An 11,709-nucleotide genomic window follows, 5' to 3' on the forward strand; every position below is an offset into this window, starting at 1 on the left:
AGGGTCGCTGCCCTTCCGCCCGTCGGGGGCCTCTGTCGGGAGCGGGTTAAAACCCCGCGCCCCGAGGGCTCACCGGAAAATCGGTCATGCGGAGCGCTCCGGTCCAGGCCGAAACGGTACTCCACTACAACTTCATCCGGGTCTGGCCCGGACGCTCCGCCGCCTCCCCACACCCGCCGGCGCAAAACCGGCGAGGCTGCGATGCCGTGTCTGCCGCCCGCAAGGGATGACACCACGACGGGCTCCCCCTAGTCTCCCCTCGCCACTCAGGGAGTCCCGTCGCTTGTCCCACGCCTTTCACCGTTCAGCCTCGATCCTCGCCCTGGGCACCGCCCTGCTGGCCGCTGCGCCGAGCCTCGCCGCCCCCAAGGCCGATCCCGCCGCGACGGTGGGCAAAATCGTCGCCTCAAAGCCCTTCAAGGCCGCCGTGGCCAGGCTCGACGCCGACTTCGACCGCACCGTGGCCGACATCGTCACCCTGACCGAGATCCCTGCCCCGCCGTTCAAGGAAGAGGCCCGCGCCAAGGCCTATCTGGCGATGCTGAAGGCCCACGGCCTGACCGATGTGACCATGGATGCCGAGGGCAATGTCATGGGCATACGGCCGGGCACGGCGACGAAGGGCAAGGGGCCGTTCGTGGTCATGGCCGCCCACCTCGACACCGTCTTCCCCGAAGGCACGGACGTGAAGGTCCGGCGCGAGGGCACCAAACTGATGGCCCCGGGCATCGGCGACGACACCCGCTCGCTGGCCACCCTGCTGGCCTATATGCGGGCCCTGGACGCCGCCGGCATCAAGACCCGCAGCGACATCCTGTTCGTCGGCAATGTCGGCGAGGAAGGCCCCGGCGACCTGCGCGGCGTGCGCTACCTGTTCAACAAGAGCGCCTACAAGGGCCGGATCACCGCCTTCTTCTCGATGGACGGCTCCGATCCGACCCGCATCGTCGACGGTGGCACCGGCTCCAAGCGCTATCATGTGGCCTATACGGGCCCCGGCGGGCACAGTTACGGGGCCTTCGGCACCGTCAACCCGATGACCGCCATGGCGAAAACCGTGGTCGATCTCTACGCCGTCCAGACACCCAAGGACCCCAAGACCACCTATTCGGCCAGCGTCACCGGCGGCGGCACCTCGGTCAATTCAATCCCGCATGACGTCTTCATGCAGTTCGACATGCGCTCCGAGAGCGCCGCCGAACTGGCCAAGCTGGACCAGACCCTGCTGGGCATCATCGATGCCGCCGTGGCCGGCGAGAACGCCGCCCGCGACACCCGCTTTGGCAAGATTACCGCCGAGCCCAAGGTGATCGGCGAACGCCCGGCCGGGGCCACGCCCCGCACCGCGGATATCGTGGTCCTGACCAGTGCCGCGATCACCGCCCTGGGCTTCAAGCCGGAGCACGACATCTCCTCGACGGACTCCAACATCCCGATGAGCCTCGGCATCCCGGCCGTGACCATCGGCTCGGGCGGCAAGGCCGGGCGGGCCCATGCCCTGGACGAATGGATCGATGTCGAGAAGGGCGAAAGCCTGCGCGGCATGCAGGTCGGCCTGGCCGCCCTGCTGGCCGTGGCCGGGGTGGACTGAGCCCCCTGCCCCGAGCCCGTCAGCGCAGCTTCGCAGCGGCCTCGGACTTCAGCTCGGCCAGGGCCAGCTTGGGCGTGTCGGCACTGGACTGGCCAGCCCCGCCTTCGGCCAGCATGCGGTCGATCTGGCCCTTGCGGGACTTGAACGACGCCAGCTCACCGCCCGACAGAACTGTGCCCTGCGGTACCTTGGCGCCGATGGGATTGACCCGCTGGCCGTTCAGCCAGACCTCATAGTGCAGGTGCGGGCCAGTCGACATGCCGGTCGAGCCGACATAGGCCACGACCTGGCCCTGACGGACCCGGGTGCCCGCCCGGACGCCGGGCGCATAGCGCGAGATGTGGGCATAGCCCGTGTCCCACTTACCGGCATGGCGGATGCGCAGCCAGTTGCCGTAGCCGGCCCAGCGGCGGGCCTCGAGCACCACCCCGTCGCCGGCGGCCAGGATCGGCGTGCCGGTGCCGGCTCCGAAATCGACGCCCTTGTGGGCCCGGTTGAAGCCGAGGATCGGGTGGCGGCGTGCGCCGAAGGTCGAGGTGATGCGGGCCCCGTCGACCGGGGTTCGCAGCAGGAAGCCTTTGATATTCTTGCCGGTCTCGTCGAAGAACTGCCGCTTGCCGTCACGATCGAAGCCGTAGAAGCGCTGGCCCTTGACCTCGGCATATTCCAGGTCGCCGGCCTCGATGGTGCGACCGCTCTCGGTGACCTTGCGGTCAAATACGAGGCAGAAGCGGTCGCCCTCATGGATGTCGCGCGAGAAGTCGATCTTGTGCGAGAAGAGCTTCGACGCCTCGCTGATGACGGCAGGCGTGCCGCCCACATTGGCGACGCTCTCATAGAACGAGCCGTTCATCTCACCGCAGGCGACCTTGGTCTCGTCGCTGACCTTCTCTTCCAGCTCGCGCAGCTTGAGCGCCCCGTCGAAGGTTCGCGAGACGGTCAGGGTCGAGGACGGGCTGGTGCGCATCGACAGCCCGATCAGCCGCGCCGGACCGCGCTGGTTGCGTCGCTGGGCAATGGCTGCATCAAAGGCCATGCCGGCCTTGATGTTGACGGTATCCATCGCGCCCTGAAGCATGCCGACGACCTGACGGGCGTCTTCAGCCGTGACGCCCGCCCGGCGCACGGCACCTTCCAGCGTCTCGCCGGGACGGACCTTGACGGGAACGCTCTGCGGCAGTTCGAAGCCGGGCTGGGCCTCGGCCCCGGCGAAGGCCTTGTGCTGCAGAACCGCCAGCTGGGCGGCATCGAGCGGCGCGGTTTCAGGAGTCCTGACATCGACGGCCAGCAGCTTCCAGCCCAGGCCGAGCGCGGCCAGGCCGGCGACAGCCGTCAAAAGCCGGGGCGCCAGACGCAGGGTCCGGCGTCGCGGGTCGAATTCCTGCATCGGTCCCCCTTCGGTATCGATGCCGCGCAAGGTCAGAATGACACGGCCGGGAAGCCCCCCAGCAATCGTCGCGCCGGAAGATGGCGGCGGTGGAGCGCAGCCACAAGCACTATTCGGTGCTTTGGCGGATTTGTCACGGCCCGGAGCAAGGCCTCACCCTCAGGTGCCGGCGTGAGCCACAACGAAAAACGCCCGCCGTTTCCGGCGGGCGTCTTCGTGAAGTCGAGGTCTGAACGGCGTGCCGATCAGGCCGCAGCGACCTGTTCGTTCGGATCGCGCAGCACATAGCCACGGCCCCAGACGGTTTCGATGTGGTGCTTGCCCTGGGCCGAGGCCGCCAGCTTCTTGCGGAGCTTGCAGATGAAGACGTCGATGATCTTCAGTTCCGGCTCGTCCATGCCGCCATACAGGTGGTTCAGGAACATTTCCTTGGTCAGGGTCGTGCCCTTGCGGAGCGAGAGCAGCTCCAGCATCTGGTATTCCTTGCCGGTCAGGTGAACGCGATTGCCGTTCACTTCGACCGTCTTGGCATCCAGATTGACGATGATGTCGCCGGTCTTGATGACCGACTGGGCATGGCCCTTCGAACGACGGACCACGGCGTGGATCCGCGCGATCATCTCGTCCTTGTGGAAGGGCTTGGTCATGTAGTCGTCGGCACCGCCCGAGAAGGTCTTCACCTTGGTGTCGATTTCCGACGAGCCCGACAGGATCATGATCGGGGTATTGACCTTGGCAACGCGCAGGGTGCGCAGAACGTCCAGGCCGCTCATGTCCGGAAGATTCAGATCCAGCAGGATCAGATCGTAGTCATAGATCTTGCCGAGATCGACGCCTTCTTCGCCAAGATCCGTCGTATAGACGTTGAAGCCTTCAGACTTCAGCATCAGTTCGATGGTCTGCGCTGTCGCGCTGTCATCCTCGATCAACAGTACGCGCATGAGCCCCTCCACGCCACTCGGTGGCGTTATTCGACGTCTCGGCGAAAGCCGCCCGATTAACCCTGCCTGCACTTTGCGGCGAGTTAATTTAAGACTGGTTAATGGTGAATGATCCCGTTGGCTGAATGGTTAATCTGATTTGCGAATCGGGTGCAAGCGGTCGCTGGGTCGCAGCGCAAATTCGTCGGGGACGCCTGCAAAGCCCCCCAGGCGCCCCCTTCCTGTCGATGAAAATGGCCCAAAGCCGGGCCCTGTAGCGGTTCCGGGTGTGCCGGGCGGGTCCTGTCGCCGCAGCCCTGGCCTTGCCCCTGGCAAGTCCGTTGCGGCGTTCTGCCGCAAAAGTTCTTGGACAGGTTTTCTGCTGCTGCGGCGGCAGGTCGCGGGGCCTGACGTCAGGTCTCGGTGGACAGCCAGCCGGCTTCCCGCAACCGGGCCACTGAAGCGCGCGAAACGGGCGCTGACAGGTCGCCCTGCAGCCTGAGCCTGAGATTGCGGCCGTCCGCCTCGACCTGAAGCACAGCCGCCCGGGCCACCCACCAGGAGCGATGGACCCGCAGCCCTTCCTGGTCGCCCAGGGTCGCGATCACCCGCTCGAACGGCCCCTCGACGAGGCGCGAGCCGACGGCGGTGTGGATGCGGACATAGTGGTCCTCCATCCGCAGGCAGAGCACCTCACCGGCGGCGGGCGGCGTGGCAGGGGATGCTTCGGGCGCTGCCGGCATGACGAAAAGGGGAGTCTCGCCACCCCCTCGCGCCAGCAGATGGCGGAGGCCGGCATAGACCAGGACCAGCGGGGCCGAGATCACCAAGCTTTGCCAGTACCAGTCGAGCGGCGAGAGCGCGATCCGGGGCCAGAACAGGCGGGCGATCTGGGCCACCAGCAACGACAGCGGGCCGCTGGCGACAACGACACCGCCCGCCAGGGCCAGGGCGACAGGGATTCCCCACCTCGGGGCCAGGGCAACACCCAGGCGACAAACGACGCCCAGCACCAGGGTGGCGCACCACAGGGCCAGCACCCAGTAGATGACCAGGGCCGCTGCCGTGTCGTTGAAGAAGCTGCCGAAGGGGCCGATCAGCCCCAGGAAGACACCGGCAACCGTCGCCGCGGCGACATCGATCGCCCATTCGCGCGGGGTTCCGAGCCAGGATTTGAATGGCCTGTCCATGCCTCCCTTTAAGCACAGTTCGCCGGTTTGCGAACCCGTTCGCCCATTCGCGCAAGCGCACTGGCAGACCTCCGCCCGACGCGCAAAAGCCTGCTCATCGTTACGCCTGAGGAGACCTTCCGTGCGACCTGTTTCGTCATCTCTTGTCTGCTGGATCAAGACCGTCCTGCTGGTCCTGGCCGCGATTGTCGTGACTGTATTGCTGACCACCCGACCGGCCCGCGCCGAGACCCAGGTCGGCTTCCAGCTCGTCCAGGTTCCGGATCCGCAGGGCACGCCCATCGAGGTCGGCATCTGGTACCCGACGGCCACGGTCGCCACCCTGCCGGTGCCCGGTCTCGGCGACGCGCTGCTCGCGCCCAACAGCCCGCTTCTGGGCCAGGGCCTGCCGCTGGTGGTCATGTCGCATGGCAATGGCGGCTGGTTCGGCGGCCACCACGATACCGCCGAGACCCTGGCCAGGGCCGGCTTCGTCGTCGCCGCCCTGACCCACACCCATGACAACTTCCGCGATCAGAGCCGGTCCACCGACCTGGCCAGCCGGCCAAGGCAGCTGCGTGTGCTCGTCGACTACATGCTGGCCGACTGGCCCCAGCATGGGCAGCTGGATCCCGGGCGCGTCGGGGCCTTTGGCTTCTCGGCGGGCGGGCTGACCGTACTGGTCGCGGCCGGTGGCGAGCTTGAACTGGCCCGCGTGCCGGCCCACTGCCGCAGCCATCCGACCCATTTCGATTGCCGCCTCATGGCCCTGCAGCCTCCCCCGGCCGACGCGCTGGCCGCGCCGTGGATTCATGATGCCCGGATCAAGGCGGTCGTCTCGGCAGCTCCGGCGCTCGGCTACGCCTTCAGGCCCGAGAGCCTCGGTGCCATCACGGTCCCGGTGCAGCTGTGGCGAGCCGAAAATGACCAGATCCTGGTCGACCCGTTCCACGCGACGACCATCCTCCAGGCCCTTCCGGGAACGCCCGACGTCCATGTCGTGCAGGGGGCCGGGCACTATGACTTCCTGACGCCCTGCCCGCCGGGAATGGCCCGGGAACTGCCGCAACTGTGCTCAAGCGCCCCGGGCTTCGACCGTGCGGCATTCCACCTCACCTTCAACCGGGAAATTACGGCGTTTTTCACCGCCAACCTGCCCCCGAAACAGCCCTAACTTCACAGGTGGTTAACGCTGTCGGTCGAGGATGAGACCTCACTTTCGAGAACCGATTTGCGTAGCCTGATTGCCGCCGTCGAACGCATCGACCCGCTGACCGTCTCCGGTCGCGTCGCCGCCGTGAACGGCCTCCTGATCGAGGCCCGGGGCGGACTGACGCGGCTGGCGATCGGGGCCCGGGTCGAGATCGAGCGACTGGGGGCTCGGCCCCTGCCGGCCGAGGTCGTCGGCTTCCGCGAAACCCGCGCCCTGCTGATGCCCTTCGGCCCCGTCGAGGGCGTCGCACCCGGCGCCGAGATCCGCATCATGCCCGAAGGGGCCAATGTCCGGCCGACGCGCGCCTGGCTGGGCCGGATCATCAATGCCTTCGGCGAGCCCATCGACGGTCTGGGCCCGCTGCCGCAGGGCGAGGTGCCCTATCCCCTGAAGGCCCCACCCCCACCGGCCCATGCCCGTGGCCGGGTCGGCGAACGCCTGGATCTGGGCGTTCGCTCGATGAACGTCTTCACCACCACCTGCCGGGGCCAGCGGCTCGGGATCTTCGCCGGCTCGGGTGTCGGCAAGTCGGTGCTGCTGTCGATGCTGGCCAAGGAAGCCAGCTGCGACGCGGTCGTGGTGGGTCTGATCGGTGAACGGGGCCGCGAAGTCCGTGAGTTCATCGAGGAAACCCTCGGCGAGGAAGGCCTCAAGCGCGCCATCGTCGTGGTCGCTACCTCGGATGAGCCCGCCCTGACCCGCCGCCAAGCCGCCTATATGACCCTGGCGATCAGCGAGTATCTGCGCGACCAGGACCTTGAGGTCCTCTGCCTGATGGACTCGGTGACCCGTTTCGCCATGGCCCAGCGCGAGATCGGCCTGGCCGCCGGCGAGCCGCCGACCACCAAGGGCTATACACCGACCGTCTTCACCGAACTGCCCAAGCTGCTCGAGCGGGCCGGCCCCGGTCCGATCCGCCCTGACGGCTCGATCGCCGCCCCGATCACCGCCCTCTTCACCGTGCTGGTCGACGGCGATGATCACAACGAGCCGATCGCCGACGCCACGCGCGGTATTCTGGACGGCCACATCGTCATGGAACGGGCCATCGCCGAGCGCGGCCGCTTCCCGGCGATCAACGTGCTGAAGTCGATCAGCCGGACCATGCCGGGCTGCCAGTACGAGCACGAGCGGATGATCGTCAAAGGCGCCCGTCAGGTGATGGCCGCCTATGCCAATATGGAAGAGCTGATCCGCATCGGGGCCTACCGGGCTGGGGCCGATCCGGTGGTCGACCGCGCGATCCGCCTGAACCCCGCCATCGAAGAGTTCCTCAGCCAGGACAAGGACGAGGCCACCGGTCTCGACGACTCCTTTGGCCAACTGGCCGGCATCCTTGAAAGTGACCACGAATGACCCGGTGGGCCGCCTCCCTGATCCGCATCTCGACCCATGAGGTCGAGACCCTGCAGAAGCGGCTGGCCGACATTGTCGAGCGCCGCATGGCGGCCGAGCTGCGCGTGGCCATGCTCGACGGCGAGGCCGAGGCCGAGGCCAAGCAGGCCGAGACCTGCACCGACATGGCCTGGATGATGACCAGCTACCGCGAGGGCTCCAAGCGCCGGCGCGCCGACATGATCGTCCAGATCGAGCAGGCCACGCTCGAGGAACAGGGGGCCCGCGACGCCCTCGCCCAGGCCTTCGAGGCCCTGAAAAAGTACGAGCACGTCGCCGAGGCCGCCCGGATCAGCCAGCGCAAGAAGGCCGGCCAGATCGAGGCGGCGGCGCTGGATGAACTGGGCCTGCGTCGGGCCTCGGGCGGTTCGCGCCCGTGAGCCTGCCGACCCTGGACCGCCGCCTGCTGCTGGGCTCGGCCCTGGCCCTCAGCGCGTGTGGTCCAAAGGCGGCGAGCCAGCCGGCGCCCCCGCCGGTCCCGCCCCTTCGGACGGTCGCCCCTTTTCCGATCGGGACCTGCGCCCAGGCCCTGCATCTGGACGACCCGGCCTGGACGGCGCTCACCCTGGACCAGGTCGACCAGCTGACCCCCGAGTGGCAGATGAAGATGGAGTACATCGTCCAGCCGGACGGCAGCTTCCGCTTCGACGCCCCGGACCGCCTGGCCGCCTTCTGCCAGACCCACGGCCTGCGCCTGCTGGGCCACACCCTGATCTGGTACGCCCAGGTTCCCGAGGCCTTTGCCCGGCTGGACGAAAGCCGCGTCAGTTTCGAACAGGCCTATCGCAACTACATCCTGGCCGTGGCCGGTCGCTATCGCGGCAAGGTGGTCGGCTGGGACGTGGTCAACGAGCCGGTCGCCGAGGACGGCAATGGCTGGCGCGACAGCCTGTGGTCACAGCGCCTGGGCGACTTCGAGCACATCGCCCTGGCCTATCGCATGGCCCGGCAGGCCGATCCCGATGCCGCCCTGGTGCTCAACGACTACAATCTCGAATACAATCCGAAAAAGCGCGCCACCTTCCTGAAACTGGCCGAACGGCTGCTGGCCTCTGGCGCACCCGTCACGGCCCTCGGCACCCAGATGCATATCGCTGCGGATATTCCGCGTGGCGAGATCACCGCCATGATGCGCGACCTCGGCAGTCTGGGCCTGCCGGTGCATGTCTCTGAACTGGATGTGTCGATCGTGCGGTCGAAGGGCTGGCTGACGGCCCGCCCGGAGCTGGAGCGCAAGCAGCTGGCGACCTATGTCGAGACGGCCGAGGCCTTCATGGCCCTGCCTGCCAGCCAGCGCTTTGCCTTCACCCTGTGGGGCCTGCGCGATGGCCAGTCGTGGCTGCGGGGCGAGAACGACACCGACACGCCCAACCTGTTCGATGTCCACGACCGCCCCAAGCCGGTGCTCGGGGCTCTGGGACAGATCTTCAGCAGCTAGTGATCTGCAGGCGGGGTCGCGGCCCGCGGGACCCGCGACCGAAGGGCCGCATGGTCGGCGTCACTGGTCTGACGCAGGGCGCGCAGGTCTTCGCTGATCCGGAAGATGGCGACATAGAACTCGCAGAAGGCGCGCCACAAAAGTACCATGGCCCCGGCGACCAGCAGGCCTGCAATCAGCACCGGGAAGGCCAGCAGCAGCGACTGCAGCCCCGGCTCCTTCAGCGCCAGGCCGACCGCTGCCCCGACCACCGAGAAGGCAAACAGGGCCACGACCCCGAGGCCGGCCCAATAGATCAGGTGAATCACCGGCCCGGTGACGAGACGGTCAAAGGTCAGGAGGTCCCAGAACAGGGCACCGCTGGAATTGCCATTCTTGGCCGGAGGCATAAGACACACCAAAAGTCGGCGAGAACCGCCCGATCAAGCGCATCGCTAGCAGCGCGAAGCCCGCTCGGCAATGCCGGGCGGGTCATGGTGTACAGAGATCAAAAGGCTGGGTTGGGCCTGAACGCAGTTCAGAAGAGGTCGATCCGGACCTCTGTCGCCGCAGCACCGACCCGTTTGACGGTTACGGGGGCTGGCGACGGGTTCCGACGGGCGTCAGACCATGCCGACGGTCTTGAGCCGCGCGCGCGGATGAATTTCGTTCTGGCTCATCACCACCGTCTGCCCCCGGAAGCGCTCGATGATCGAGCGCACATAGGGCCGGACACCGGGGCTGGTCAGCAGGACCGCCGCTTCGCCCTGCAGGGCCGCCCGCTCGAAGGCTTCACGGACGCCACGGATGAAATCCTGCAACCGTGACGGGGCCAGGGCCAGTTGCTTGTCGTCGCCGGGCCCGACCAGGGACTCGGCAAAGGCATGTTCCCACTCGGCCGACAGCGTGATGATCGGCAGGGCGCCGTCGTCACCGCGATTGGCCCAGCACAGCTGACGGGCCAGACGAGCCCGGACCTGCTCGACCAGTTGGGTGACCGAGCTGGTATGGGGCGCGGCCTCGCCGATGCCTTCGAGGATCTGTGGCAGGTCGCGGATCGAGACCCGCTCCTTGAGCAGGGCCTGCAGCACGCGCTGCACCGTGGTGGCCGTGACCACCGACGGGATCAGGTCGTCGACCAGCTTCTTCTGGCCCTCCGGCAGGTCCTTCAGAAGCTTCTGAACTTCCGAATAGGACAGCAGGTCGGCCATGTTCTCCTTGAGGATCTCGGTCAGGTGCGTAGTCAGCACAGTGGCCGGATCGACGATGGTATACCCCCGGAACGTGGCTTCCTCGCGCAGGTCATCGGCCACCCAGGTGGCGGGCAGGCCGAAAGCCGGCTCGCGCACGTGCTCGCCGGGCAGTTCGACCTGGCCGCCACGCGGGTCCATGGCCATCAGCATGCCCAGCCGGACCTCGCCGGCCCCGGCTTCCATTTCCTTGATCCGGATGGCGTAGCCCTGGTTGGCCAGACGCATGTTGTCGAGGATGCGGACCGGCGGCATGACGAAGCCGAACTCGCTGGCCAGGGTCTTGCGCAGGGCGCGGATCTGGTCGGTCAGGCGGCGGCCATCGAGATCGTTGATCAGGGTCAGCAGCCCATAGCCCAGCTCGATCTTGACGTCGTCAATGGCCAGAGAGGCGCTGATCGGCTCTTCCTCGGGCTCTCCGGCAACGGCCTCGGCCAGGGCCGGGTCCAGGGGCGGCGGCTTCTTGGCCGTCATCGATCGGCGATAGGCCAGGAAACCGGCACCCAGCGACAGCGCCGCAAACGGAATGATGGGCATGCCGGGGATCAGGGCCATGACCCCCGAAGAAGCCGAAACCATGCCCAGCGCCACCGGGTTCATCGACAGCTGCGTGGTCAGGGCGGCATTGGCGCTGCCCTCAACCCCGGCCTTCGACACCACCAGGCCTGCCGCGATCGAGATGATCAGGGCCGGAATCTGGCTGACCAGACCATCGCCGATGGTCATCAGCGTATAGGTGGTCGACGCCTGACCGATCGGGATCTTGTGCTGCAGAACTCCGATCAGGATGCCGCCGACAATGTTGATCCCGGTGATGATCAGGCCGGCGACGGCGTCGCCCTTCACGAACTTGGACGCCCCGTCCATCGCCCCGAAGAAGGTGCTTTCCTGCTCCAGATCCTTGCGGCGCTGCTTGGCGGTTTCCTGGTCGATCAGGCCCGTCGACAGATCGGCGTCGATGGCCATCTGCTTGCCGGGCATGGCGTCGAGGGTGAAGCGGGCGGCGACTTCGGCGATCCGGCCCGAACCCTTGGTGACGACCATGAAGTTCACCACCACCAGGATGATGAAGACGATCACCCCGATGATGAAGTTGCCCTGCATCATCAGGTTGCCGAAGGCCTCGATGACCGCACCGGCCCCGTGCGCGCCTTCGTGGCCATGGCCGAGGATCAGGCGGGTCGAGGCGATGTTCAGGCCGAGGCGATAGAGGGTCGCCACCAGCAGGACGGTCGGGAACGAGGTGAACTCCAGCGGCTTCTTGATCAGGACCGCCGTCATCAGGATCAGGACCGACCCGGCCAGCGAGATCGCCAGCAGCAGGTCCAGAAGCATCGGCGGGACCGGCAGGATCAGCAGGACGATGA

General features: G+C 67.2%; 10 protein-coding genes. 5 read left to right on the forward strand and 5 right to left on the reverse strand.

The annotated features are described in order from the left end of the window. Positions 1–283 precede the first annotated feature (283 nt). Positions 284–1,591 carry a M20/M25/M40 family metallo-hydrolase gene (locus DBR10_RS04170; protein ID WP_233243262.1) on the forward strand — a complete coding sequence of 436 codons (1,308 nt, stop codon included), beginning with the start codon at positions 284–286 and terminating at the stop codon, positions 1,589–1,591. A gap of 19 nt (positions 1,592–1,610) precedes the next feature. Here the strand turns inward: DBR10_RS04170 and DBR10_RS04175 are convergent, their stop codons facing one another. From DBR10_RS04175 to DBR10_RS04185, 3 genes are all read right to left on the reverse strand, one after another. Beyond that, positions 1,611–2,978, reverse strand: coding sequence for a M23 family metallopeptidase (locus DBR10_RS04175; RefSeq protein WP_108556159.1), 1,368 nt, complete (start codon positions 2,976–2,978; stop codon positions 1,611–1,613). Between the two features lie 245 nt (positions 2,979–3,223). After that, on the reverse strand, positions 3,224–3,919 hold the full coding sequence (gene ctrA / locus DBR10_RS04180) for a response regulator transcription factor CtrA (RefSeq protein WP_108490207.1): 696 nt from the start codon (positions 3,917–3,919) through the stop codon (positions 3,224–3,226). Between the two features lie 392 nt (positions 3,920–4,311). Then, complete coding sequence (locus tag DBR10_RS04185; protein WP_108505613.1) at positions 4,312–5,088, reverse strand: LytTR family DNA-binding domain-containing protein; 777 nt, start codon at positions 5,086–5,088, stop codon at positions 4,312–4,314. A 121-nt stretch (positions 5,089–5,209) separates the two neighbouring features. Here DBR10_RS04185 and DBR10_RS04190 point away from each other — a divergent pair, with 121 nt between their 5' ends. Genes DBR10_RS04190 through DBR10_RS04205 form a run of 4 tightly spaced genes read left to right on the forward strand, consistent with a single transcriptional unit; the run spans position 5,210 to position 9,113 of the window. Then, complete coding sequence (locus DBR10_RS04190; protein WP_233243263.1) at positions 5,210–6,241, forward strand: alpha/beta hydrolase family protein; 1,032 nt, start codon at positions 5,210–5,212, stop codon at positions 6,239–6,241. A 57-nt stretch (positions 6,242–6,298) separates the two neighbouring features. Then, positions 6,299–7,636, forward strand: coding sequence for a flagellar protein export ATPase FliI (gene fliI, locus DBR10_RS04195; RefSeq protein ID WP_108505614.1), 1,338 nt, complete (start codon positions 6,299–6,301; stop codon positions 7,634–7,636). Continuing rightward, the gene (locus tag DBR10_RS04200; RefSeq protein ID WP_108505615.1) at positions 7,633–8,055 is read left to right on the forward strand and encodes a flagellar export protein FliJ; all 423 of its coding nucleotides are present in this window, start codon (positions 7,633–7,635) and stop codon (positions 8,053–8,055) included. The genes fliI and DBR10_RS04200 overlap by 4 nt, the downstream gene beginning before the upstream one ends. Next, the gene (locus DBR10_RS04205; RefSeq protein WP_335582546.1) at positions 8,052–9,113 is read left to right on the forward strand and encodes an endo-1,4-beta-xylanase; all 1,062 of its coding nucleotides are present in this window, start codon (positions 8,052–8,054) and stop codon (positions 9,111–9,113) included. Before DBR10_RS04200 ends, DBR10_RS04205 begins: the two co-directional genes overlap by 4 nt. Here the strand turns inward: DBR10_RS04205 and DBR10_RS04210 are convergent. After that, positions 9,110–9,502 (reverse strand): DUF4282 domain-containing protein, encoded by a 393-nt coding sequence (locus DBR10_RS04210; protein ID WP_108505616.1) that lies wholly within the window; start codon positions 9,500–9,502, stop codon positions 9,110–9,112. The genes DBR10_RS04205 and DBR10_RS04210 overlap by 4 nt on opposite strands. Positions 9,503–9,715: 213 nt before the next feature. Continuing rightward, positions 9,716–11,707 (reverse strand): flagellar biosynthesis protein FlhA, encoded by a 1,992-nt coding sequence (gene flhA / locus DBR10_RS04215; protein WP_233243264.1) that lies wholly within the window; start codon positions 11,705–11,707, stop codon positions 9,716–9,718. Positions 11,708–11,709: the final 2 nt, after the last annotated feature.

The sequence above is a fragment of the Caulobacter sp. HMWF025 genome, assembly GCF_003060965.1.
Classification (GTDB): Bacteria; Pseudomonadota; Alphaproteobacteria; order Caulobacterales; family Caulobacteraceae; genus Caulobacter.

Excerpts from the sequence above, each read along its gene's own strand:
- ctrA (WP_108490207.1), bottom strand. The coding sequence starts at position 3,919 with ATGCGCGTACTGTTGATCGAGGATGACAGCGCGACAGCGCAGACCATC.
- DBR10_RS04200 (WP_108505615.1), top strand. The coding sequence starts at position 7,633 with ATGACCCGGTGGGCCGCCTCCCTGATCCGCATCTCGACCCATGAGGTC.
- DBR10_RS04175 (WP_108556159.1), bottom strand. The coding sequence starts at position 2,978 with ATGCAGGAATTCGACCCGCGACGCCGGACCCTGCGTCTGGCGCCCCGG.
- DBR10_RS04185 (WP_108505613.1), bottom strand. The coding sequence starts at position 5,088 with ATGGACAGGCCATTCAAATCCTGGCTCGGAACCCCGCGCGAATGGGCG.
- DBR10_RS04210 (WP_108505616.1), bottom strand. The coding sequence starts at position 9,502 with ATGCCTCCGGCCAAGAATGGCAATTCCAGCGGTGCCCTGTTCTGGGAC.